We start from the raw sequence: 22,270 nt of genomic DNA on the forward strand, positions 1-22,270 counted from the left end.
TCACCAAAGGCCTCATCAGCACAACAAGGGATTGGCTCCTGCGCGAGCCGAAGAACAGCTTAATTTACTGTCCGGAATTAGTTGACCACTACAGACTGACCACCATGGAGAAACCGCTGATAATTAACGGAACTATCTGCCCAGAACAACGTTCTCTATGTTGAAGGAGGTATTCCATTTATTCCTTTCCTCACTGTTGGGGATTCACAGCAACTATTCTGTTCCGAACTATCAAGATTAAATGAGGTTTAACCATGAGTAATCTATTTAACTTGATCATAGCTGCTGCGATTTACGGCAGCCCATTGTTTGCAGGCATCACTGATCATGGCCCCATAAGGGACCATGAAAACGGCCATACGCATATGGAAAAAGGCCATTTACTCACCGCCGCGGGATATCCGGGTCGAATTAGCGATGTCAATCAAAAGATACATGTGAGTTTGGGCCCGAATATGAGCTTTTCACCCGCAGAATTTAAATTTAATCAGGGTGATACCATCCGCTTCTATATATTCAATCATGATAAGTTGAAGCATGAATTTGTAATCGGTGATAAGGCTGAGATGCGAGAGCATGCTGCTTTAATGCGCAGTATGCCGGAGACGAAACATGATGAAGGCAATGCTGTCACTTTAAAGCCGGGCGAGATCCGTCAGATGACCTGGACCTTCAGCAAAAAGGGGATCTTTGAAGCTGCGTGTCATCTCCCTGGGCATTACGAAGAAGGAATGAAAGCTGTAGTGGAAGTGATCTGAGCTGACATGATTGTCGATAATCCCAGCATATACTTTGCTTATAAAGAGGTATCACCAAATGGTCGTCTATCTGAAGAAGATGGACGCAGATGTCTGGGTAATGCAGAAGGGCGTCTCCAACATGCACATGGCCAGTTCTATGGTATGGGACTGGAAGGTTGACAGGGTTGAGCAGATACCCGGTGTAAAAGCGGTGTCGGCAGTCCTTTATCTGAACGGCCCGCTCAAGATAGGCGGACAAGACTGGTTCTCTTATATCATTGGTGTTTCCCCGAAATATATCAACGCAGGCCCCTGGTCAGTGGCTCAGGGTAAATCGTTACCAGACGCCGGTGAAGCGGTCATACCTGAAGTGATTTCTCGGCTTACCGGTATTCAGTTAGGGGATGAAGTCACTCTGGTCGATCGACCGTTACGCGTAGTGGGGCTATCGATCGATACATTTTCGATGGCCAGTTCCGTGGTATTCGTCTCCAGAGAGGATCTGGGGAGCTTGCTTGAGGCTGGTGATCAATACAGTTATCAGGGAAGAGCCGGAGCGGCATATAGAACCAAAATGAGATTGAACGCAGAAAATAGGATGGCTTATTCAAAAAAGTCCCTGACATGTCAATCTGTCAGGGACTTTTTAATGAATGCTATTTGCGATTTAGAAGGTAGTGGGCAACGGCATCCAGGTCCTGTTTCTGAAGAAAAGCAGTTCCATCACGCACAACCTCACCCATACTCCCGCCGAAGACATCGCCATCAGGTTTAATGCCTGACTTCAGGGCATAGGAAAGGTCGCTCTGACTCCATCCAGCTGCTTTCAATGCCTCGGGAGTAATTGCCGGGATGGAGCCTTCTCCCTCTAACATTGACTGCGATCCTGCAAAGCTATTATCTTCATCGAGTGCCCCGAACAAGTTCCGAGGGGAATGGCATGCGGCGCAGTGGGCTGCACTTTCGACCAGATACTTGCCCCGGTTGAACTGCTCTTCCTCACCTTCAGAAGGCTTATAACGGCCTGCTTTAAAAAACAAGCTTTGCCAGAGGTTCAGTCCCTCACGGACATTGAACGGGAAGCTCAGTTCATGGGGCGTACTGGCTGTATTTACCGAAGGTACAGTCTGGAAAGCTGCCCACAGATCGGCAATGTCCTGATCACTTAACTTCGTATAGAAGTCATAAGGAAAGGCCGGATAATAGGGGCTTCCTTCTGGCGAAATTCCCGACCTTAGTGCCGTGGCAAAGTCCTCTAACGTCCAATTACCTATGCCGTGCTGTTTATCGGTGGTCAGGTTCGGCGCATAGAAAGTTCCGAACGGTGTTTTTAGAGGTGCTCCGCCTGCAAGTGCGGGACCTCCGGCTTCAATATTTGTATGACAGGCAATGCAGCCTGAAGCTCTGGCCAGGTATGCCCCCCGTGCAACATTTCCAGCTTCGGCATTTATCTGTGTTTTATCTATGTTGGCGGAAAGAGGCAAACTGACCCATGCTATTGCAGCCAGTGCCGTTAATGTGAAGGAATAGAGTAAGGTCTTTTTCATGTTCTCACCTCACTTATCTTTCTCTTTACGGTAACGGGTATGACAGGAAGAACAGGTATCCGTCAGCATTTTGAATACCATGTCTGAAGGCATGCTACCTAAATGCTCTGGATTGGTCATATTCTGTTGCATGTGCTTGCTATTACCCATCATTGAACCGGAGCCCATCATTGAATGGCTATCCATCATGTTTTGCCCCATCATGGTGTTAGTTCCCATCATGCCTCCTCCGGAGGCGGTCCCTTGATTCTCCGCTGCGTTGTAAAGACCTTGGGCGATTTTCTCTTGGTCGTCTGCCAGCTTTTTAAAGCGATTCCACTCTTGCCAGATTATTGGTTTTGCTTCGGATTTACCTTTCAGGCTGCCTTCTGGGAATAGCTTGGACATAGCGTCACCAGAATGATCGCGAATAACCAACGCGGCATTTCTGATTGTATCGGGATCATATTCCTCATCACCCTTATAGATAGCTTTCAGCTGTTTAACAGCATCTTTCATGTTATCCATAAGGTCCATTCGTTCTTTGACGATTCCTGTAGCACCACCGTGGGCCATAACCAGTTGCGAAGAAACAGACGCCATAAGTACCAAAGAAACAGCAGCAATCATTTTGTTCATTGTGTATACACTCCATAACCATACGTGAGTCCTGAGTTGCTTCTCAGGCCCTTTATAAACTTAAAACGATACAAGTGGGCTCAAGCGAGTTTAGGAGGAGGGGGGTCTAATGCGATATGAACTGAGAGTAGTCCGGTTGTTTGCTGCTCAGAAGCTGTTTGATGCGAAAGATGGATTCCAGGGGCGTAGATTGTAGGAGGCGATAAGGTATGAGCAGGGTGACAGTCTGAGCTATGATCCTCGGCCCCAGAGTGATGACTTGATTCTTCCATTTCATGGTGGTGAGAATGACTGAGCATCCCCGCAACATGACCGTCCTGTTCGGCGTCCAGAATCACTGCATGTACTTGCACTGGCTGAAGCTGGACGAACAGCATCAGAAGCAGGATCGTTGCCTGTTTTAAGAAAGTCATCATACCCAAGATCGAATCGATGTTCTGGTTGTTTTTTGGACAGCTTTTGCTTGATGCTAGTTAAAGAGCCTATGCCTTGTAAAGCTTGCGTAGCCTTTATTGTCCCAATAGTTGTTCAATCTACCGCTTCCACCTGGGGGAAGGTCAAGCAGAAATTTGTAATTGATATGCAGTCCCGCAGGTTTTTTTATTTAGAAAGCGGCCTTTTGACTTGACCTTCCTGCCTCTGGAAGCTTTATTTTATGTAACGTTTGATCACTTGATTGGCGTTGATCAAAGGGAATTAAGCTGGTTGTTTTCTATACAGAATGTGGTTCGTGTTTGATACTCGGGCCATTGGCCTGCTGGTGGCTTCTACATGAAACGAATGGTCCTACAGTTAGCTATGTTACTCGTTCTGTTCACGGGAACGGGTGTGGCAGACGTGTTTGCCACACCTGATCAGTGCAGAATGGAAGCTGGTTTAATGACGGATTTAAACCATTCTGCTGAAACGGCAAATTGTGATGAAGGCTATCAATTCTGTGAACACCTAAGCGTAGCAGAAGCGAGGGTATATCCCGGATTTTCCATACCCGACTTTTGGGATGATCGCAATTCATCCATCTGGTCTAAGAAAGATCTTGAACGCATCCGATCTGGCTATTCTTCCTCCGTATTTCATCCTCCCCGGGGCTAGCCTCTAAATTCGTAAGTAACGGATTTGTGGCGTTTTCTACAACGTATCGCGTTGAATTTAAAGCAACTTAAGCGTTTCGGCGATTTGAATGCACGCTTAAGTTCAGCAGGGAGAGTGATCATGAAATTAAGGCTTATCCGGGCATCCGGAATTATTTTATTGGTGTTATTTAGCGGCTGGCTGAAAGCCGATGAGATGGATGAGAAACTGTCGCAGAAGTGGCAGGAGTATATGCAGAGTGAGGCGTTCGAGAACCGGGTTGAGGAAGTAATTCTGCAATTCATCGAAAAACAGAATCAGGCCCGAGCGGAACAGCAGAGAAAGGCCCTGGAAGACCGTATGGCAAATGTTTCTGCGGTAGATCCGGAGTCTGACTATATCCGCGGTGAGCAGAAGGCAGAGTTCAGCCTGATCGAATATTCTGATTTTGAATGCCCATTCTGTAAGCGCTTCCACAAAACGGCTATGCAGTTTATCGAGCAGAATCCTGAGGTGAATTGGGTCTACCGGCATTTTCCTCTGAATTTTCATAACCCAGGGGCACAGAAGCAGGCAGAGGCTTCCGAGTGTGCGGGTGAGTTGGGAGGGAACGATGCTTTCTGGCAATACACTGACCTGATTTATGAGAGAACCCGTTCCAACGGTAAAGGCTTCCCGATCGATAAGCTCGCTCCGCTTGCTGTTGAAATCGGCCTCGACCAAGAGGCGTTCAAACAGTGTTTGAATAGTGAGAAATACAAGCAGAAGGTGTTGCAGCAGATGGCTAATGGCCAGGCTGGGGGCGTAACTGGCACACCAGGGAACTTTATTCGCCATAATGTCACTGGGACTACCATCTCAGTTCATGGTGCACAGAGGCTTCGGGCTTTGAAACAGGCCCTGGAATCCCTAAAGCAGCGCCAGTAACAGGAAGATCGAAACATGCCGAGACTCTTACTGTGCCTGTTTGCATTGATTTTCCCACTTCAGGTGCTGGCTGCTGTCGGATCCTGGCAAGAGGATGGCCCGGTCCAGGTGCGTTTAATCACTCCCGTAAATAATCTGGCCGGGCAGTCTGAATTACTCCTGGGGCTTCACATCAAGTTGCAGCCCGGATGGAAGACATACTGGCGAACACCCGGGGCGGCTGGTGCAGCACCTTCGTTGACACTTGAACATGATGCTTTAGTACCAGAGCCTGAATGGTACTGGCCTGCACCGAAACGCTTTAGCCTTCTTGGTTTGCAGTCGTATGGGTATAGCGATGAAGTGGTTATACCTGTTCGCTACCCGCTCAACTCATCCAGGAGTGCCCTTTCGCTTCAAGGTAAAGCCCAAGTTTATGTTTGCAACGAGATCTGTTTGCCGTTGCAGACAACTGTTCAATTGGAGCTGAATGGCGAAACAGGCATAGACTGGTCCAGCCAGCGGTTGATCAATAAGTTTATGTCAAAGGTGCCTTCTTCCCTCAAAGAGGTGCAGAGCAGCTACCGGCTAGTAGCTGATAAGCAGGGGCTCTATTTGACTCTGAATCTTCCGAGCGTGGCAGAAAATCCGGATCTGTTTATCGAAAATTATGATCTGCATGAATGGCCTGATCCCGTCATCGAAGTTAAGGATACACAAGTTCAGGTATGGTGGAACGCACCTGAAGGGATCAGTGCAGACTTACCGGAGCATCCAATTAAGATAACCTATGTTGATAGCTTGCAGGCTTATGATGGCGCAGTTCAGGTTGAAAACGTTACGCGTCCGGATCAAAGCGTAACGTCAGGCAGCCTCAAATGGCTCAGCATCTTGTTAATGGCCTGGGCGGGCGGTTTGATCCTGAATGTAATGCCCTGTGTACTGCCGGTGCTGTCGATAAAGCTAATGCACCTGTCTGAAGCAGGCAATATGCCAAGGAGAGAAGCTCGAGTACAGCTGCTTCTGACAGCTTTAGGCGTTTTGAGCTTTTTCTGGATTCTTGCCCTGAGTCTGAGTGGCTTGCAACTGGCAGGCTATTACGTGGGGTGGGGGATTCAATTCCAGAACCCGTTTTTCCTTCTGTTCATGTTGCTCGTAATGTTGTTGTTCACCGCAAATATGTTTGGCTGGTTTGAATTCTCTTTACCAGCTAAATGGCAGACAGCGCTGGCTTCCGCTGGTAGCGAAACTCACCATTCGGCCCGTATAGCATCTTACATGCAGGGGGTGGGGGCGACGTTACTCGCAACACCCTGTTCAGCACCCTTTCTTGGAACCGCCGTTGCTTTCGCTTTGAGTCAGGGGTCATTTGAAATTTTCTGGGTCTTTTCTGCATTGGGTATTGGTCTGGCAACCCCCTATCTGGCGTTAAGCCTCTGGCCAGGTTTAATCGGTCAACTGCCTAAACCCGGACGGTGGATGAAAGGAGTGCGACGTATTCTGGCATTTGGGTTGTTGCTGGCTGCGGCGTGGTTAATCTGGCTATTAAGCAACCACCTGAACAGCCTGACGCTGTTAGGCGTAACCGTAGTTGGTGCCGCTTGGCTGTTGTTGTGGAGCCCACAGTTGATTCGTTGGCGTCCAGCTACTCTATGGATTGCCCTGGTGTTGCTTTTTATGCCATTTGTAAATCAAGTGGACGCTCCTTTGCGGCCTTACCCCCAAGAAGTATTTCAACCAGAGCGGATTGATGAATTAGTGGACGAGGGCAAAGTGATGCTGGTCGATATTACAGCGGATTGGTGCATTACCTGTAAATACAACAAGGCGGCAGTGTTAGATGCAGAAGACGGTCGGAATCTGCTTGAACAGTATGATGTTGTTTTTATGCAGGGGGATTGGAGTCTGCCGGATAAGACGATCGAGTCTTTCTTGAGTAGTCACGGGCGATCGGGTATCCCCTTTAACGCCATTTACGGTCCAAATGCACCTGAAGGCCTCTTACTGCCGGAACTTCTGACTTTAGAAAGCCTGCGTACTGCTGTTAGGTCAGCCGCAGGTAATTAACGATTTAATTAAAGGAAATGTGGCGATGAATATGTACAAATCTGTAGTAGGCCTAATGGTTATGAGTCTTGTTCTGAACAGTCAGGCAGTACTGGCTGAGCACTTCAATGGTCATGTTAAGGTCAAGGTGGGCGATTTATCACCTACTGCTAAAAATGGCCAGCAGGCTTATAACAAAAGCTGTGCGGGCTGTCATGGTATTAACGGTGAAGGTACCCTTCTGGGCCCGCCTCTGATTCATGATATCTATAATCCGGGACACCATTCCAACAGGGCGTTCTACTCGGCTGTACGCAACGGCGTCAAAAGTCATCACTGGCCCTACGGAGATATGCCACCGCAACCTGGCGTGGGCTTTTCTGATATGGCAGCCATAGTGAAGTTCATTCGTGAAGTACAACAACAAAATGGCATTGTCCGCCGTGAGCACAAAATGTAATTCAGGAGTTGATGATGGCTCTTAAACGCAGAGAGTTCCTAAAACTGGCGGCAACGAGTCTATGTGCTTTACCCCTGGGTATTCAGGCGCGGCTGGTTTATGCCGGGCAGAAAATCGAGCTTATTTTGCAGCCTGAGCAGCGGGCATGGTTTGGTGATTCATACCAGCCGACTGTGCTGTGGGGGCTAGACCGGGAAGTACTGAGGCTGAAACAGAATCAGCCGGTCGAGATTGTCGTTAAAAACCAACTGCCAGAAGCAACCAGCCTACACTGGCATGGCCTGCGCATCGACAACGCGATGGATGGTGTCAGTGGCCTTACTCAGCAGGCAATTGAACCGGGAGAAGAGTTTGTATACCGTTTTACGCCCAAGGATGCGGGTACCTACTGGGTGCATGCCCACCACAATACCTATCAGCAACTGGCCCGAGGGCTATATCTGCCTTTGATTGTAGAGGAAAGCACAGAATATCCGGTGGATCAGGATCATCTCCTTGTGCTGGATGACTGGCGTCTTAATAAAGATGCTCAGCTGGATCTTAAGTCTTTAGGCAATATGCATGAGTGGTCCCATGGCGGGAGAATGGGCAATGTCCTTACCGTCAACCGCCAGGTCAAACCCCGGCTTCAGGTTCGGGCCGGTTCCCGAAATCGTTTACGGGTACTCAATGCTGCAAATTCAAGGATTATGGCCTCTTCAAGGATTATGGCCTCGGAGTTTACCGGGGTTAACGCCTGGATCGTTGCCAAGGATGGTCAGCCGTTGGCAGCGCCTATACGGTTTGAGGATCCATTGATTCTTGCTCCGGCGGAGCGGTATGACCTGATAGTTGATATACCCGCTGACTGGCAGGGTGAACAGCCAATATATGAGGTCAGTACCCAAAAACGTTATGCGGGAGCTTTCTGGGATGTATTGTTACCCAGCGTAGCGATTCATCATGATAGTCCCACTGCCCTGCCTGCGAACCCTTTATTCAGTTTGTCTGATAGAAAAGCAGATCACCACGTGCAACTGATGATGGAGGGCGGTGCGATGGGCGGTTTGCGTAAAGCGGTTTATCAGAACAAAAGTATGGGAGTAAGAGAACTTATCCAGCATAAGCAGATCTGGGCGTTTAATGGTGTTGCTAACTTACCGGATGAGCCGCTGCTGACCGCCAAGTCTGGGGATGTGGTTGAGATAGTGATGGACAATAACACACGATGGCCCCATGGGATGCACCTGCATGGTCATCACTTTCAAACCAACTCTAATCGCTATCAGGAGGGTATATGGCACGATACTCTGCTGATGGAGCGGGGTGAAAAAGTTGTAATCCGCTTTCAGGCCGGATTGCCGGGAAAATGGTTGATACATTGCCATATGATTGAGCATCAGGCCGCCGGAATGGTGACCTGGTTTGAGGTAACAGCCTGATTCTTAGTGCAGAATTTTTATTGGAGATAGGGAGATAGATATGTGGAATGACGGTTCAGGATGGTACATGTTTGGTCATGGTATGGGGATGTTATTCTGGCTGGTAATTTTGGTGCTGGTCATTTGGTTTCTGGTCAGACTGATTTCAGGTAAGGGCAACAATGAAGAGAAAGCCTCTCCCCAGGACATCCTGGCAGAGCGATATGCGCGGGGAGAGATTGACGAGGATGAGTATAAAAAGCGTAAGGCTGTTCTGGATAAAGAAAGCTAATCTTCGTATAAAAAAGCTGGCAACCGGATATTCCTGACGCCAGCTTTTTCTTTCGGTTACTGATTTATAATGCTCATCTGGTGCCCCTCACCAGCTGGAAGCTGAAAGCTGTTGATCAACTGAAAAGATGATTGGTCAATCACCCAGACAGTTGGCTCTGAACGGCTGGATATATATACCTTGCCTGTACCCGTGATGGTATTCAGATGATAGGGCTTAGGAGATAGCGGTACCGTCACTTTATCGCCTGTTTCCGGTGTGAAGACAATAAGCTTGCTTTCAGACTTACTACTGATATACAGGTGATTACCATCATCGCTGATATCCAATCCATGTAGATTTGCTGCAATACTAAATTCCTGCCTCTTCTCTGGCGAATTTAAAGGGATGATTGAAAGAGTGCCTTTACGGGAGTTGTTTACGTAGAGCATAGATTCGTCTTTGGATAACACCATATGTTCTGGCGAAGGGCCTGCATCGAAGGTACGTGTTATCTCCCATTTTTCAATGCTGACCTCCTGAATTGTGTTGGCACCGCTGTTACTTACATATGCTCTTTTCCCATCATCGGTAACAAGGACGTAGTAAGGAGCGTTGTTGGTTTCGATCAGCTTTATCTGCGAGGTGCTTTGCATATCAACCACACTGACATGATTGCGAGTCGGATGAGTTGATAGAACGTAGCGCCCATCTGGCGTAATTGCTTGGTGGTGTGACCAACCAGCCACTGGAATCGTTTGCATCACATGACCATGAGCGGGATGGATCAGAAACAGGTTACTGTTATTTTCATCACCAGCATTGTTTTTCTCAGCATTTTCATAAATGCTGCCGGCCAGTAAGTATTCTCCATCCGGTGTCGCGACCAGACCGTGGGGATTTTTAACCCCTGTATAGTGTTCAATGACTTTATCAGTTGCGGCATCGACCGCTACCACGCCATTACCTGAGCCTAAGGGGATATACACTGTCGGGGCAGAAAAAGCCGATAGTGAGTAAAGAAAGCTGGAAAAACCGATCAGCATAAATGAAGTTTGTTTAGCTTTGTTGGTTTTCATTGCAGATCCCTCTGTTAAAAGTCTTTTTGAATGTATGTGCTCTGTTTTGCTGACTGACGACCTGTCTTTTCTGGTTCTGTCGGCTCAGCGGAGGCTTCCTTTTCCTGATGGCAGTCGTTCCCCATACCTTTCATCATGAAAATATGCATTAAGGGGCAAACCAGAAAAAACAGCGCTGTTTGCCAGCTTGTGTCAGTGAAAAGAAAGAAGTATCCGGCAATAGCAACACAGCCTGCCATCATCAGGTTATGGCCGTTTTTCCACCATGGAGTGTTGTGATCATGTTTCATTGTGATTTCCTCAATAAAATATATGAAGCCCGTCTCTGGTCAGAGAAGGCTGAGTTTTATGGGGAAATCAGGCTATAGGAGGTCTTATAGAGGGTTCTGTAAATGGGGGAAGGGGGGAAGACGCAAAAACAGGTTTGTTGTAGCTGTCAGGCATATCAAGGCTGCTGTACTGACTAGCGCCTATAAATGCACTAGATACCCCACAAGGGCTTAAGCAGGCAAGGGTACACTCGGCTGAGCAACCGGACTGTTGGCTGACGCTGATGGCATCTGAATTAAGATACATCGTATCAGTTGTAACGTTACATGCGGCACTGTTAATCTGTGATCCGGAATGTGGCATGCCGCTAGTGAAAAACTGGCTGCTGAAGGCAGTAAAAAACAGGGCCAACAACAGGCTAAATAACAATCTTTGCCGTTTCATTGTCTCGCGATAATCCACCGTTTTGCAGACACGATTATAGTGACATAAGGATCTGCTCTGAGTTCATTTACATAATATGTTTCTGGGTAGGACTTTGATGTGGATCACATTGTTCTTTTAAGCACTTTCTCGAATGCTCCTCCAATACACGTACAGTGCCACGCCTATCAATGGCTCAAGTCGTGAGCTTTCGCTATGGTCATAAGATGTACTGAAGAACAGAGCAGGTAATCATTCTTGTTTTCTGGATACTCTTGCTCATCTTAAGATCACGATTATCTACACCGGAGTTGATAGGGGTAAAACCAGAGATAATCCGGTGTACCCACCACAAAATGTATGAGCCTCTGTTTGTTACAATTGTTTTGTTCGCCTTGCGCCATCAGTAATCAGCAGGACTTCACTTCACCAGTGTCGAAGCTCGGTGTCGGCATCAGGAGGCTAGTCTGTATCGCTTCGACACTGAATATAACCACTATTGTGCTGCTTGGTAGAGAGTCCATGTGGAGATTATCAAACGGATTGAGTCCGCTTTCTTCGACTGCTTCCATGCCTTATATCCCTGGCTGGGAGATACCCAAGACGCAGCCAGAGTTCTTTACAAATAAATATGGTCTGATCGTTGATTACCTGGCCGAGTATTATCGTGAGATGTGTAAGCGCAGCTTCGCCGATGCCATCGATAAATACTTTAAACTGTGCAATAACCTGAACCAGCGTGATGTGATTGCGGTGCGCAAGACGGTTTCCGGCCAGCTGAAGCTCCTGTATTCATACGGTGAATTCAGAAAAGACGATGTGCGGAATGCCTGGAGTATGCATTGCAGATACGTAGCCGGATTAATGAGCGGTTGTAGAAGGTCGGTGGTATGGAGTTTTACGATGTGCATTTCAGCTACATCGACAACAACAGCTTGTAAGAACATTTTGTTATGGTTAAAGAGCAGGGCGGCGGTGTACTTATCCAGGAGGGCCTTGGCAAATCCACACCATTGGCCTTAGCAACAAGGGGATGCCTGGACTGTACCGATTGGAGCTTCAGGTAACCAAGGGTACTGGCAAGCTGGCTACCTCAGGCCTGTGGAATTCCAGTGCGGCCAAGCAGCAAGTTAAGATCGCTTTTAATTTCTTCAAGGCCAATGCATCGCGGATCAGTGTTTCGGCCAAGGTGATGGACCATGATTTCCACCTGCTTGTGGTCGAGCTTCAAAACACGGGACCACTGAATCATCTGGCGCTATCCAGCCTGGTCGCCTTTCCATCTGGCCTTTTAGGTAAACCGGCACTGGGGCAAATGGTGGTGCAGGGTGATATGAGTCTGGGAGGCAGTGTGACACCAGTTGAGAGCATTGCTGAGTGCCTTCAGGTCGCAGCGGGTCGCCCTGCCGATGAGCAGTGCAGCTGATATCCCATCCATTCCAGCAGAGTTGTTCACCAAGTTCCAGACGCGCTTTTATACGGATCCAGTCGATGCGGTGTTCAAGGCATTGGGGGTGGATTGATCCATTAATACGTTGAAGTAGACTTTTCAGTAAAATGTGTTGGCTGTCTTATAGGGGCGGCCGTACATATTTGGGTTGTTATAACGGCCTTCAGGGAGGGAAGGGGATTAGTGTCTAAGTGGTAATGATCGCCTCAAATATCGGCAAGAATTCATCGTTCTTGGTCCAGAAATTGTGTGCCACAAATACCACTGCCGTCATCTCTTTATGGGACAGAGCAACTACTTTGCAGAAGAAATTATAGTGCGCGTCTTTATCCAATAGCCATTCTTGATTGACGAAGTGGTGAGCAAGATCGTAGTGCTCCCAATTTGCAGTAATACAGCTCTTCCAGCTTTCCACAAGCTGTTCTTGTGACAGTTGTTCGGCAAAATCAGAGAGGCTGAAGCCTTGCAAAGCTTCCATTGCCGCATACCATTCTTGCTGATTGAAATCGATGCTTTTTGCCTGCTCGGTCATCTCGCTGGCAAACTGCTGCTGAGTGTGATCGCTGGTTGCATCGCCATAATACAGCTTCGGCAGCAGAGCATTGATCGCTTCTGGGGTAGTGATTGGGTTTTCAAACATAGGATTATCTCCAGTGGATTAGTAATGAGTTAATAGGGTTATGCCACTTCTAAAAAGGCATTGATATTGGCGTCTGCGTACAGTTCTTTTGCCTGTGATGACAAACCGAAGAATTCGATGACTTCATCTTCACGTTCGCATACAGCACCGTTGTAACTGCTCCAGATGTTGCCCTGTGAGTATGTATCGACAATAGTTTCGCAGATGTATTTGCCTTGTTGCGTGCGGTACAGGTTCATTGTTTCTCGGCCGCCGGTTGTTGAGTCTGTTGCTGAGGCAATCTGCTCGCCGGTAAACTTTATGGCGCGATCGTTATCGCGTTCTACCGTGTAATTTTTCATATATTTTGTTTCCTTTAGGTCTATTGCTTCAAATCCAGGAGCTGGCAGTTGCTCTTGTACGGTTGTTTCCCAATCGTTGTCGTTCAGTAGTTCATCAAGGGCATCCTGAATCTCCCAGTGTGCGAGTTCGTCGGCTTCATCATCAACAACGCAGGCGTTGTAAAGTTCTATCGTGATGTTTTCATCACGGCTGATATTAAAATCGAATGCGCTTTTATAGGTTTCTTCACCGCCTTCTGCTCGCCAACCAAAGCTGATAGCGATCCCGCACTCTGTCTCCAGGCTAATGTCGCCATACGCCCATGATTCAAAGCGAAAATATTCATCCCCTTCATCATGTCGACAAAACTCATCGTTCAGGATGTTGCAGGCTGAGGGAGAGAATGGAAGCGAAAGCAGCTCTTCCTTCGTCAGTGTTTTCATAGATGTCCTCTTGTCTGATCAATTGAATACAGCTTAATTATATAATTGACTGGAATTAAATCAATATAAAAATGTTAATAAAGTGTGGTTTTTATAGATTTTTTTTAGAAAAATATTTAATATTTTGTATATTATGTGTATTTGGTGCAGTTGGTACGAGTATGAGTAGTGATGGAAGGCCATCGCTTCCCCCTCTGGAAAAGTTGCGTCGGGCGGCGTTGCGTCAGAAGCGAAGAGTGGATGAATTAGATGCTCTGCTTAAAACAGAAGGGGACGATGCGGATGAGATTGCGCAAAGGAAGGGGCCTGGTGCGCGTCCAAAGTCTCGAAGCGAGCGTCGTGAATACGAGCAAGCAAAGCTGGATTTTGTCCTGAAAGAGATTGTTGAGCAGGAAAAACTTGAGGGTGTGGAGCACGTACCTTTAGACAATCTGTCTATTCCAGCTTCAGCGAGTGCATCCCCCGTCGGACGTCCACCCAAAGATGAATTATCGATCCTTGATCGTAAGCTTGCCCTTGCTAAGCGAACTCTTGAGCAGACGATGGATGAGTGGGATCGGCTAGGCGTTGAGAAGCCTGAGCCGATCAGCACAACACAGAAGGGTAAACGCAGGGGCCGAAAACCAAAACCATTCCCTGATCGGGTTAAAGCATTACTGGAAGAAATTCTAAGTACTAAGGCGCAGTTGAGTCAGCTTGAATCTGAGCTGGATGGACTGGGCACTCTTCAACGACGTCGTAAATTGCTGAGAGATGAAGCCCGTGAGCTACGTAAGCTGAAACAGACTGGTGAGCATCAGGGCGATGATGTTTCCTTAATCCAGCGGGATGTGGAATCTACTGAGAAAGACATACAGAGCTTAAGTCACAAAATCAAAGCCGAAGAAATGCGTCTGCTTTATGGAAATGAGCCGAGTGATGAGGTGGAGGTTATACGGTACTTGCCGCCGATATCCTCGGGGTTGAAGGCCCATAAGGAGCTGGAAAGTCTTATAAACCGTGCTCAGGATAGGCTCTGTGGCGTTGATATACGGATTGGGGATAACATCTTTGTACAGGTGAAAAGCAGCGCAGAGGCAGCGGAAAGTGAGTGTAAAACGGTCGCTGAAATCGACTCTGTTTCTGAGGAAGATGTATTAAAGCTGAAGGATAAAATTGATATCCAGCAGCGATATTTGGAACTGTTGAAGCAGAAGAAGGCTATACAAGATGAGATCACAAGGCTTGAGCAAGAATTAAAAGAGGGGAATTGACAGGTGAAGGGACTGACTCAGCATCGATATATATCCAAAAATGACTCTGGCAAAGACTACTATGTTGGCGATATACACGGCTCTTGGGGGGACATGTATGACCTGTTAGAAGATAGGGATTTCGACTTTGAGCATGATCGGCTGTTTGCAACGGGTGATCTGATCGACCAGGGGATGGATTCGCCAGGTGCTTTGCGCCTGTTGGAGGAGTCTTGGTTCTTTTCAGTGTTGGGTGGTCGGGAGCTGATGTTGCTTGAGGGGCAGCATGATGAGCAGGTGCGGGCGCATCACCTGGGTAATGGTGGCGAATGGAGTTATGGATTACACCCAAATAAATTGGCTGGTTATATACGCCTGATCCAAGAGCACATGCCTCTGGCCATCACCATTGATACGGGGTGGGGGCTGGTGGGGGTTATCCATGCTGAGGCACCTGAAACTTGGAGTTGCCTGACCAGTAATGAACTATCAAAAGAGCAATGGCAGGCTTGTTGTAGCGGGAGTAAAGACTATAGGCTGGCAAAAGAGGGGCGTGGACGACTGGTGCCGGGCATCGATATGTTGGTCAGCGGATCCGTCGGCTGCGATCAATTAATGCGTGGTCCCAATCAGTGCTGGATCGATACCTACGAGCGTAGTGGCTTTTACATCCTGACAACTGAGGAATTGATAAAAGGTGTCATCAAGGTCAACTGATGATGCCTTGTGGGCTGTCATGCTGCAAACAATTGACGTCTATATGTGCATCTGGACTTGTGTCCGGAAATATTGACAAAAGATTATATTTTCCTATTTTTGCTAAAAGTTGGCATATATTGTGCTTTATAAATTTACTTTTGGCGAAAAAAATGCTAAAATCACTCTTAATTGTTTCCAAACTTGCTTCTCTGGGTTCTTCTGTTAATTGGCTTTAAGTCTGATTTCATCAGGATTTCCTTCTTCTACTGCTCTCTTGGACCAGTTCACTGGTTCAACTTCGGCGAAGCCGGCCAACAACAAAATTATTTGAAAACAAATAAAAGTAAAAAAGCCCCAAAAAAATGTGGGGCGGCATTAAGGTGTCTTGTATCTGCATGCCTGCGTCGCCTGAAGAAGCTTACGGCTTCCTGCTGTTAAGTATCAATTGTGATTATAATCTACTGATTGGCGCAAGAATTCTTGGCGGGCTAGGCCGCAAGTTGCCTAAAGAGGATAACTTCTACCTCTTTTTATTTAAAAGACACTGACGTCGACGTGCATCTTGTGTGCAAGCGGGCAGTTATGGGTGCGCGCCGCTCTGAATCATGCGGATCTGGTTTAAAGACAGACTGGGAAACTGTTCAGCAAGGCGTCCTGTACGAGCCCAGTCTTCAACAATATCACGCACCTGGTCTCCAGTTTCTTTTGATTTTGCTATGCTCCATTCCAGAAGGTCGGTAGATAACGCCAATTCGTTTTCGTGGTGCACTTCTTTGCCGACCTCCTCGAGGATAAAGTTTGTGATCAGCTGGGTTTGGGATCGCAGGTGCTCTACGTTTGCGACAATGTAGCCGGACGTAACATCGCTGTGGGCTCGGGTGTGGTTGGCGAGGCGTTTTATGGTGTGAGAGTTCAGCCCGCAGGCTTCTGCGATTGTCATGAATGTGCGGCGCATATCGTTTGCTGTGTACTGCATTCCAGTGGCTTTGCGAAGTCTCTTCATCCAGTCGTTCATCCCAGCTGAAACATGGCCTCCAGAGGCATTTGGAAACACCCACTTGTTCTTCGGCTGTCGGTGCTGATGAAGCTCTCGCAGCATGTCTGCGACATAGTCAGACAGCGGCATGTTTGTTACTCGCTCATCGTTCTTTATAATCTTGAGCGCATCGGAGTCATCAAATGAGATTGTTCCTCGTGACAGATTGACGTGCCTCCACTCGATCATTGCAGCGTTTTCAGCTCGAACACCTGTCAGCAGAAGGAAGCGGAAGTAGTATGATGCACTGAGCGCAAGTGGTGCTGATTTGTTGTTTCTGTCTGTCTTGTAGTCTTTGAATCCTTCAATGGCTTCCCACCACTGCTTAATGTGCGTCTGATCAATTGCGACATTCCGGCGCTTTGTGTTACCGCCATTCACGTTCCAGGCTTGTTCGACCTTCATAATGTCAGCAGGGTTTCGGGTGACGATAAAGTTTCGCTCAGCGTCCTTGTATTTAAGCATTGCATAGTTGCCGAGTGTGCGCAGCATTACCATCCCGCGATCCGCCATCCTGGGCCCACTGGCTAGCGACTTGATTTTGTGCTGATCAAGAACGTCTTTATCTGTAATAGTGTTAATCGGTTTATCAATCAGTTCTCCTAGAGCATTCAAATCAGCTCTGTATGTTTTCAGGGTTCCCTTAGACAGCCCGTTCGGATTGGAGTCTGATTTCACCCCGCGGCCCTCAGTTTTGTCTTTGAAGATTTCACGTAGAGTGGGGCCCTTAGGGTCAGTCGCAATATGTGTCGCAGGATCCTTACCGTTCGCGATCAGATCCTGATGCCGCTTTGCTGTTCCTCGTGCGGAAACCAAGGGTATCTTGCGTGCTTCACCGATCGTTATGCGTTTGGGGTTTTTCTCGCCCTTGATTCGCTCATAGATGTAATAGGTCATCCGGCCGCCGGAGTTGATGCGCAACCTCAATCCGTGTGCTTTGGTGTAGATGTCCTTGTAGTCTTGGGTGTTGTGCTTCCCTGTTCTGTTGTCTACCTCCTTAATTCTTTTATCCACCCAGTCTTGGCTAAAAACCTGTTCAATCTGCGCCATCCTGCACCTCAAAATCAGCTACGTATTTGCAACAGGTATAGTAGCAAAAAGGTGAGTATTTGCTACGGATTTTATTGGATTGCGTTAATAAGATTTGATATGTTTTTGCTACGTGATCCGTAATAGATCCCTTTTTTCGGTTCTTTCAAGCGGATTAAGCGAGATTTAGGTGAGGTTTTAGGACGTTTCTGTGTGGTATATAATGAATGCGTGTGAGACTTAAAATCTCCCGCTCATTGCGAGCGTGCCGGTTCGATTCCGGCTCCGGGCACCAATAGTCATCAGGCAAAACACCTTTATGCGGAATTAGCTCAGTTGGTAGAGCGGAACCTTGCCAAGGTTCAGGTCGTCGGTTCGAGCCCGATATTCCGCTCCAAATTCTCACAAAAAAGCCAGCATTATGCTGGCTTTTTTGTGTCCGTTTGTTGGCGTGTTTATTCAGCGCTAAATAGTGCAACCGCGGTATCCAGCATGCGGTTGGAAAATCCCCATTCATTGTCGTACCAAGCAAACACTTTTACCATCGAGCCAATTGCGTGTGTCTGTGTGCTGTCAAAGATGCATGAGGCGGGGTGGTGGTTGAAATCAACAGAAACGAGTGGAAGTTCGTTGTATTCGATCACGCCTCGCAGGTCTCCTCGCGCAGCATCTTTGATAAGTTGATTGATCTCTTCTTCGTTAGTGGATCTGCCTGCAACAAAGCTCAGATCGACCAGAGAAACGTTGGGTGTAGGTACGCGTACCGCGAGACCGGTCAGTTTACCGGCCAATTCGGGTAGCACGAGGCCGACTGCCTGGGCTGCGCCTGTTTTGGTTGGGATCATTGAAAGTGCAGCGGCGCGGGCGCGGTGCAAGTCTGAATGGTATGTATCTGACAGATGCTGATCGTTGGTGTAGGCGTGGATCGTCGTCATGATGCCTTCCTGGATGCCGATTGCGTCGTTCAGTATTTTGGCCATGGGTGCCAGGCAATTGGTGGTACAGGAGGCGTTGGAGATGATCTGGTGTTCTTGTGTCAGGCTTTGGTGGTTTACGCCATACACGATGGTTGCGTCTACGTCTTTTGCTGGCGCTGAGACGATCACTTTTTTTGCGCCTTGGGCAATATGTTTGCTGGCGGCTTCTCGGTCGGTAAATCGGCCTGTGCACTCAAAGACAATATCAATGTCCAGCTCCGCCCAGGGTAGGGCGTCCAAATTAGATTCGCTGATGATCGTGATGCTGTCGTCCTCGATCAGCATGCAGTTGCGTGTCGCATCGACTTTGTAGCCGAAGTGTCCGTGCACGCTGTCAAATTCGGTGAGGTGCGCGTTGACGCGTGAGTCGCCCAGGTCATTGATGGCGACAATGCTTATCTCATCGTTCCGTCTGGATTCGTACAGCGCGCGCAAGATCATTCGGCCAATTCGGCCATACCCATTTATTGCTACTCGAATACTCATAAAATGCCTCCCTGAAATCACGCTAACCCGTTCAGCATAGAAGAGTTTCGCCTGGTCTGCGCGATTTGAAAGGGATGTCAGTTTATTGGCGGGTTGGTGTTGAATAAAACGCGTGCTATTTGATGCTGTGTAATATTTAATACGTATCAATTGATACGTATTAAGGGTTTTTTGTATGCCGAGGAAGAGTGATACGGCGGATCGTGTGCTGGAAGTTGCTGATCGGCTGTTGGAGCAAGGGATTCGTCCTACCCAGCAGAATGTGCGCGAGCAGCTGGGTACGGGGTCGATCTCCACCATCAATCGTGCATTAAACGAATGGTGGCAGCAGCTGGGCGTTCGATTGCGTGAAGGGCGCGAGCGTCCGGAGCTTCCGGAGCCAGTCGTTGAGACTGCTAATAAATTGTGGCAACAGGCTTTAGGGTATGCTGATCATGCTTATGCTGAACGTAAGGCAGAGTTGGATGCGCGCTACCGGGAGGTGAAGGAGCAGGCGCGTTTGGTGGAAGAGGGGGCGGTAACGGAACTGCGAGAGATTCAGCAGCAGAATGTTCGTCTTCTTGCAGAGCGCGAGCAATCGGCCGATGAGAGGCAGAAGCTGCAGCAGCAGATGCTTGCACTGGAATCGGATCTTATTCGCCTGAATGCTGAGAATGGCAATCTGAAGCGTGAGATCAAGCAGCAGGCCTTGATGCTTGATCGGCAGCAGGGTTCCGGTGGTGCTACGGACACCCAGGAGCTGATTGAGCTTAAGGTTTCTTTGCGGTTGAGTGAAGAAGAGAGGGCTCGTCTTGAGGCTTCCCAGGAAGCGTTGGCTGATGAGAATGCGGTGCTTCGTAAGCAGTTGCTGTTGCAGGAGAAAGAGGCTGTATCTAAGCGTCATGCCCTGGAAACAGTGATTGCGCAGCAGGATGTACGGTATGATCAGTTGCTCAAAGAGCTGGACGAGTGTCAGCGTAAGTTGGCAGAGGTGCTTGGAAGTTAAACGGCAATAATTTATTGCTAAGGTAATTTTTAAGAAGTTTTCAGCAAGATATTGAAATGGAAAAAATAATAAACGAGCCTGGGACCTATCAGTCTATCTCTGACGCGCTTAAAGAAGGTGTTGAGGGTGATACGTTTTGTTGTACCTCAGAAGCGTCATTCGATCTCGCAAAGGTTGCTCTGGTTAAGGAGAAGCTGAGCGGGATAATCGTTCAGTTGCTGGACTCTGATGGCTATGCCGTCCGCCAGGTAACCAGTAAGCGTCGAGAAAAGCATAAGGTGCCTCAGGAGGGCCTGTCTGACCGTCAAATCAAGGTGGTCAAGGCGCTTGAGAAGGTGTTGATGCACTGCAAGCGGGAAGGGATTCAGTTGGTTGGCTACAGTGATGAGCTCGTGGCGCTACCGGCATCTGTCTCTGAGGAAGATATCTCTACCGCAAGTGCGCTCGATGTGGATTCCTACGGTTGTTACCGTGGGGCTGATGCTATTTTTGATATAGATACAGACTAGGGTGTTGTAAGGTGCCTTAATCTCGCTAGAATGGCTTCAGGCCTCTGGGATGAGGTTTTTCTAGTAAGGGTGCTTGGAAGGGATATTTTTATGGTAGATGGTATCGGTGTTCTCCTGGTGGATGATCATCCTCTGGTGAGGGCTGGCTTTCACCGGTTATTGCAGGCTGATGGGCGTATTAGTATCGTTGCTGAAGCCAATAATGGGCAGGAGGCTTTCGATCTCTATCAGGAGCATAGCCCTGATGTCGTTATCATGGATCTGTCCATGCCTACGGATACCTCTGATCCGGAAGCTACCACCAATATAAACGGCGGTCTGGACGCGATTAGGCGTATCATCTCTTATGATGCTTCTGCCCGTGTTTTGGTGTTAACGGTTATGGAGAGTGATCCGTTTCCGTCTCATGTGCTCAATGCGGGTGCCAAAGGGTATCTGACTAAGCGTTGCGCGCCTGAAGAGCTACTGGAGGCTGTTGTGACCATCTATCGTGGTGGTTCGTATATCTCCGAGTTTATCAAAGCAAAGCTTGGTACAGGTGCTGATGATGAGGCGTCACCAGTTGGTACGCTGACTAAGCGTGAACTTCAGATCTTTACGCACCTGGCAAACGGGCAATCCGTGGCTCAGGTTGCTGAGCAGATGTTTCTGAGTCCTAAAACCATTCATGCTCACCGTACAAATATCCTGCGAAAGCTAAAAGTCTCCAATAACTCTGAATTGGTGCATCTGGCTATTCGTCACGGCATAGTCCAAGCCTGAACGCTAAACTGTAATTGTGGTCCAATTATTCAGGGTTTCGTGCTGCATGTACGAAGCTAAATCTCTGGGTGACGGTTATGGCTACATACGGTATTTCAGATCTTCTTGTTGAAAGCGATTTTATCTGGCGTGAGATAGCTGTCGGCGACCGGGTGATGGTTGAAGCTGATCTCTACAATGCAGATGATGCGCTGACGCTGAAATACGGCACGTCTTACCTTGTTCTCGCAAAACTTCAGAAAGAGCCGGGCAGTTCAACACTTGTTGTTGAGTCTGATGTAACCGGTGAGCTAGTTAATGTCCATCCAGCGCTGATTTGTAGTTACGAAAACGCGAAGGCGCCAATTTCTTATTCCTAATGAACTAAGTACTTACTGTCATTGAGAGGTCCTAAATGACGGTATTCTGTCGCCATCATAAGCATGCGTATAATGTATATTATGTTAAATATAGCATTGTTTTAGGTATCGGGGCTTTTCCCTCCTGTGTTAATGGAAGTTAAGCATGAGATTGATCTCATGCTTACGTAAATCTCTAAGCGTGTGTAACGCCTTCTCCTCGTAGTAAGTGATTACTACTTTCGAAATGACTGTTCGAAGTTAAGCGTGAGATTCGACGTTTATGGTGCTGTTGTGTCACCGTGCGGAGAGTTGCGAAGATTGCTTTTTCGTGGGGAAAGTATCGTTGCGTGCGTCTGTGAACACGTTGGGAATGTCGATGCCGATAATACTATTTATCGGCATCGAATCAGGTCTGTAAGATTACCCGTCAATGGACGTACACGCTGTTACCTTGGTCTGGGTATTTCTCGTATACGTGCATAAACACTTCTGTGCATGCCTTTGGCCAAAGATCGAAGATCGCCAGCTC

The 22,270-nt window shown here is 47.9% G+C and carries 23 protein-coding genes and 1 tRNA gene; 16 read left to right on the forward strand and 8 right to left on the reverse strand.

From position 1 onward, the window contains the following. Positions 1-254 precede the first annotated feature (254 nt). Both QKW35_RS15670 and QKW35_RS21345 read left to right on the forward strand, forming a co-directional pair. Entirely contained in the window at positions 255-758 is a 504-nt protein-coding gene (locus tag QKW35_RS15670) for a cupredoxin domain-containing protein (protein ID WP_282354553.1), read from the forward strand. Between the two features lie 79 nt (positions 759-837). Continuing rightward, a complete protein-coding gene (locus QKW35_RS21345) occupies positions 838-1,515 on the forward strand; it encodes an ABC transporter permease (RefSeq protein WP_425608009.1) in 678 nt (225 codons plus the stop codon). On the opposite strand, the gene QKW35_RS15675 is transcribed toward QKW35_RS21345, so the two are convergent. Next, on the reverse strand, positions 1,397-2,287 hold the full coding sequence (locus tag QKW35_RS15675) for a c-type cytochrome (protein WP_282354555.1): 891 nt from the start codon (positions 2,285-2,287) through the stop codon (positions 1,397-1,399). The genes QKW35_RS21345 and QKW35_RS15675 overlap by 119 nt on opposite strands. Positions 2,288-2,296: 9 nt before the next feature. Beyond that, positions 2,297-2,905: a c-type cytochrome gene (locus QKW35_RS15680; protein ID WP_282354558.1), complete on the reverse strand. Its 609-nt coding sequence runs from the start codon at positions 2,903-2,905 to the stop codon at positions 2,297-2,299. A gap of 1,116 nt (positions 2,906-4,021) precedes the next feature. Between QKW35_RS15680 and QKW35_RS15685 the strand changes: the two genes are divergently transcribed. Genes QKW35_RS15685 through QKW35_RS15705 form a run of 5 tightly spaced genes read left to right on the forward strand, consistent with a single transcriptional unit; the run spans position 4,022 to position 9,080 of the window. Beyond that, positions 4,022-4,903 (forward strand): DsbA family protein, encoded by an 882-nt coding sequence (locus tag QKW35_RS15685; RefSeq protein ID WP_282354559.1) that lies wholly within the window; start codon positions 4,022-4,024, stop codon positions 4,901-4,903. 15 nt (positions 4,904-4,918) lie between these two features. After that, positions 4,919-6,949, forward strand: coding sequence for a protein-disulfide reductase DsbD family protein (locus QKW35_RS15690; RefSeq protein ID WP_282354561.1), 2,031 nt, complete (start codon positions 4,919-4,921; stop codon positions 6,947-6,949). 25 nt (positions 6,950-6,974) lie between these two features. Then, positions 6,975-7,388: a c-type cytochrome gene (locus QKW35_RS15695; RefSeq protein WP_282354563.1), complete on the forward strand. Its 414-nt coding sequence runs from the start codon at positions 6,975-6,977 to the stop codon at positions 7,386-7,388. A gap of 14 nt (positions 7,389-7,402) precedes the next feature. Further along, positions 7,403-8,809, forward strand: coding sequence for a multicopper oxidase family protein (locus tag QKW35_RS15700; protein ID WP_282354565.1), 1,407 nt, complete (start codon positions 7,403-7,405; stop codon positions 8,807-8,809). A 40-nt stretch (positions 8,810-8,849) separates the two neighbouring features. After that, positions 8,850-9,080: an SHOCT domain-containing protein gene (locus tag QKW35_RS15705; protein ID WP_282354567.1), complete on the forward strand. Its 231-nt coding sequence runs from the start codon at positions 8,850-8,852 to the stop codon at positions 9,078-9,080. Between the two features lie 56 nt (positions 9,081-9,136). Here the strand turns inward: QKW35_RS15705 and QKW35_RS15710 are convergent, their stop codons facing one another. Together QKW35_RS15710 and QKW35_RS15715 are read right to left on the reverse strand one after the other, a co-directional pair. After that, positions 9,137-10,138, reverse strand: a complete 1,002-nt coding sequence (locus QKW35_RS15710; protein WP_282354569.1) for a YncE family protein — start codon at positions 10,136-10,138, stop codon at positions 9,137-9,139. 14 nt (positions 10,139-10,152) lie between these two features. Next, positions 10,153-10,428 (reverse strand): DUF2933 domain-containing protein, encoded by a 276-nt coding sequence (locus QKW35_RS15715; protein WP_282354571.1) that lies wholly within the window; start codon positions 10,426-10,428, stop codon positions 10,153-10,155. Positions 10,429-11,401: 973 nt separating this feature from the next. Here QKW35_RS15715 and QKW35_RS15720 point away from each other — a divergent pair. Next, complete coding sequence (locus tag QKW35_RS15720; RefSeq protein WP_282354675.1) at positions 11,402-11,854, forward strand: BREX system Lon protease-like protein BrxL; 453 nt, start codon at positions 11,402-11,404, stop codon at positions 11,852-11,854. 10 nt (positions 11,855-11,864) lie between these two features. After that, positions 11,865-12,257 carry a hypothetical protein gene (locus QKW35_RS15725; protein WP_282354573.1) on the forward strand — a complete coding sequence of 131 codons (393 nt, stop codon included), beginning with the start codon at positions 11,865-11,867 and terminating at the stop codon, positions 12,255-12,257. Between the two features lie 211 nt (positions 12,258-12,468). Here QKW35_RS15725 and QKW35_RS15730 read toward each other — a convergent pair whose 3' ends face one another. Then, the gene (locus QKW35_RS15730; RefSeq protein ID WP_282354574.1) at positions 12,469-12,921 is read right to left on the reverse strand and encodes a hypothetical protein; all 453 of its coding nucleotides are present in this window, start codon (positions 12,919-12,921) and stop codon (positions 12,469-12,471) included. Positions 12,922-12,959: 38 nt separating this feature from the next. Continuing rightward, on the reverse strand, positions 12,960-13,685 hold the full coding sequence (locus tag QKW35_RS15735) for a hypothetical protein (protein ID WP_282354575.1): 726 nt from the start codon (positions 13,683-13,685) through the stop codon (positions 12,960-12,962). Between the two features lie 236 nt (positions 13,686-13,921). Here QKW35_RS15735 and QKW35_RS15740 point away from each other — a divergent pair, with 236 nt between their 5' ends. Both QKW35_RS15740 and QKW35_RS15745 read left to right on the forward strand, forming a co-directional pair. Continuing rightward, positions 13,922-14,938: a hypothetical protein gene (locus tag QKW35_RS15740; protein WP_282354577.1), complete on the forward strand. Its 1,017-nt coding sequence runs from the start codon at positions 13,922-13,924 to the stop codon at positions 14,936-14,938. A 3-nt stretch (positions 14,939-14,941) separates the two neighbouring features. Next, complete coding sequence (locus QKW35_RS15745) at positions 14,942-15,634, forward strand: metallophosphoesterase (RefSeq protein ID WP_282354579.1); 693 nt, start codon at positions 14,942-14,944, stop codon at positions 15,632-15,634. A gap of 562 nt (positions 15,635-16,196) precedes the next feature. On the opposite strand, the gene QKW35_RS15750 is transcribed toward QKW35_RS15745, so the two are convergent. After that, positions 16,197-17,702: a tyrosine-type recombinase/integrase gene (locus QKW35_RS15750; protein WP_282354581.1), complete on the reverse strand. Its 1,506-nt coding sequence runs from the start codon at positions 17,700-17,702 to the stop codon at positions 16,197-16,199. A 300-nt stretch (positions 17,703-18,002) separates the two neighbouring features. Here QKW35_RS15750 and QKW35_RS15755 point away from each other — a divergent pair. After that, positions 18,003-18,078 (forward strand) — tRNA-Gly (locus QKW35_RS15755). 58 nt (positions 18,079-18,136) lie between these two features. Here QKW35_RS15755 and gap read toward each other — a convergent pair. Continuing rightward, on the reverse strand, positions 18,137-19,144 hold the full coding sequence (gap, locus tag QKW35_RS15760) for a type I glyceraldehyde-3-phosphate dehydrogenase (RefSeq protein WP_282354583.1): 1,008 nt from the start codon (positions 19,142-19,144) through the stop codon (positions 18,137-18,139). Between the two features lie 175 nt (positions 19,145-19,319). Here gap and QKW35_RS15765 point away from each other — a divergent pair, with 175 nt between their 5' ends. The 4 genes from QKW35_RS15765 (at position 19,320) to QKW35_RS15780 (ending at position 21,759) form a co-directional block, all read left to right on the forward strand. Then, positions 19,320-20,129 (forward strand): DNA-binding protein, encoded by an 810-nt coding sequence (locus QKW35_RS15765; RefSeq protein ID WP_282354585.1) that lies wholly within the window; start codon positions 19,320-19,322, stop codon positions 20,127-20,129. A 56-nt stretch (positions 20,130-20,185) separates the two neighbouring features. Next, positions 20,186-20,638, forward strand: a complete 453-nt coding sequence (locus tag QKW35_RS15770) for a response regulator (protein WP_282354586.1) — start codon at positions 20,186-20,188, stop codon at positions 20,636-20,638. 90 nt (positions 20,639-20,728) lie between these two features. After that, positions 20,729-21,400 (forward strand): response regulator, encoded by a 672-nt coding sequence (locus QKW35_RS15775; RefSeq protein ID WP_282354588.1) that lies wholly within the window; start codon positions 20,729-20,731, stop codon positions 21,398-21,400. Positions 21,401-21,477: 77 nt separating this feature from the next. Continuing rightward, on the forward strand, positions 21,478-21,759 hold the full coding sequence (locus tag QKW35_RS15780) for a hypothetical protein (protein ID WP_282354590.1): 282 nt from the start codon (positions 21,478-21,480) through the stop codon (positions 21,757-21,759). Positions 21,760-22,270 lie beyond the last annotated feature (511 nt).

Origin of the sequence: Pontibacterium granulatum, from assembly GCF_029961155.1 — a bacterium.
GTDB lineage: Bacteria > Pseudomonadota > Gammaproteobacteria > Pseudomonadales > Balneatricaceae > Pontibacterium > Pontibacterium granulatum.

Bases quoted from the DNA above. Each gene is read 5' to 3' on its own strand.
- QKW35_RS15670 (WP_282354553.1), top strand. From the start codon at position 255: ATGAGTAATCTATTTAACTTGATCATAGCTGCTGCGATTTACGGCAGC.
- QKW35_RS21345 (WP_425608009.1), top strand. From the start codon at position 838: ATGGACGCAGATGTCTGGGTAATGCAGAAGGGCGTCTCCAACATGCAC.
- QKW35_RS15675 (WP_282354555.1), bottom strand. From the start codon at position 2,287: ATGAAAAAGACCTTACTCTATTCCTTCACATTAACGGCACTGGCTGCA.
- QKW35_RS15680 (WP_282354558.1), bottom strand. From the start codon at position 2,905: ATGAACAAAATGATTGCTGCTGTTTCTTTGGTACTTATGGCGTCTGTT.
- QKW35_RS15690 (WP_282354561.1), top strand. From the start codon at position 4,919: ATGCCGAGACTCTTACTGTGCCTGTTTGCATTGATTTTCCCACTTCAG.
- QKW35_RS15695 (WP_282354563.1), top strand. From the start codon at position 6,975: ATGAATATGTACAAATCTGTAGTAGGCCTAATGGTTATGAGTCTTGTT.
- QKW35_RS15700 (WP_282354565.1), top strand. From the start codon at position 7,403: ATGGCTCTTAAACGCAGAGAGTTCCTAAAACTGGCGGCAACGAGTCTA.
- QKW35_RS15705 (WP_282354567.1), top strand. From the start codon at position 8,850: ATGTGGAATGACGGTTCAGGATGGTACATGTTTGGTCATGGTATGGGG.
- QKW35_RS15710 (WP_282354569.1), bottom strand. From the start codon at position 10,138: ATGAAAACCAACAAAGCTAAACAAACTTCATTTATGCTGATCGGTTTT.
- QKW35_RS15715 (WP_282354571.1), bottom strand. From the start codon at position 10,428: ATGAAACATGATCACAACACTCCATGGTGGAAAAACGGCCATAACCTG.
- QKW35_RS15720 (WP_282354675.1), top strand. From the start codon at position 11,402: ATGCCTTATATCCCTGGCTGGGAGATACCCAAGACGCAGCCAGAGTTC.
- QKW35_RS15725 (WP_282354573.1), top strand. From the start codon at position 11,865: ATGCCTGGACTGTACCGATTGGAGCTTCAGGTAACCAAGGGTACTGGC.
- QKW35_RS15730 (WP_282354574.1), bottom strand. From the start codon at position 12,921: ATGTTTGAAAACCCAATCACTACCCCAGAAGCGATCAATGCTCTGCTG.
- QKW35_RS15735 (WP_282354575.1), bottom strand. From the start codon at position 13,685: ATGAAAACACTGACGAAGGAAGAGCTGCTTTCGCTTCCATTCTCTCCC.
- QKW35_RS15750 (WP_282354581.1), bottom strand. From the start codon at position 17,702: ATGGCGCAGATTGAACAGGTTTTTAGCCAAGACTGGGTGGATAAAAGA.
- gap (WP_282354583.1), bottom strand. From the start codon at position 19,144: ATGAGTATTCGAGTAGCAATAAATGGGTATGGCCGAATTGGCCGAATG.
- QKW35_RS15765 (WP_282354585.1), top strand. From the start codon at position 19,320: ATGCCGAGGAAGAGTGATACGGCGGATCGTGTGCTGGAAGTTGCTGAT.
- QKW35_RS15770 (WP_282354586.1), top strand. From the start codon at position 20,186: ATGGAAAAAATAATAAACGAGCCTGGGACCTATCAGTCTATCTCTGAC.
- QKW35_RS15775 (WP_282354588.1), top strand. From the start codon at position 20,729: ATGGTAGATGGTATCGGTGTTCTCCTGGTGGATGATCATCCTCTGGTG.
- QKW35_RS15780 (WP_282354590.1), top strand. From the start codon at position 21,478: ATGGCTACATACGGTATTTCAGATCTTCTTGTTGAAAGCGATTTTATC.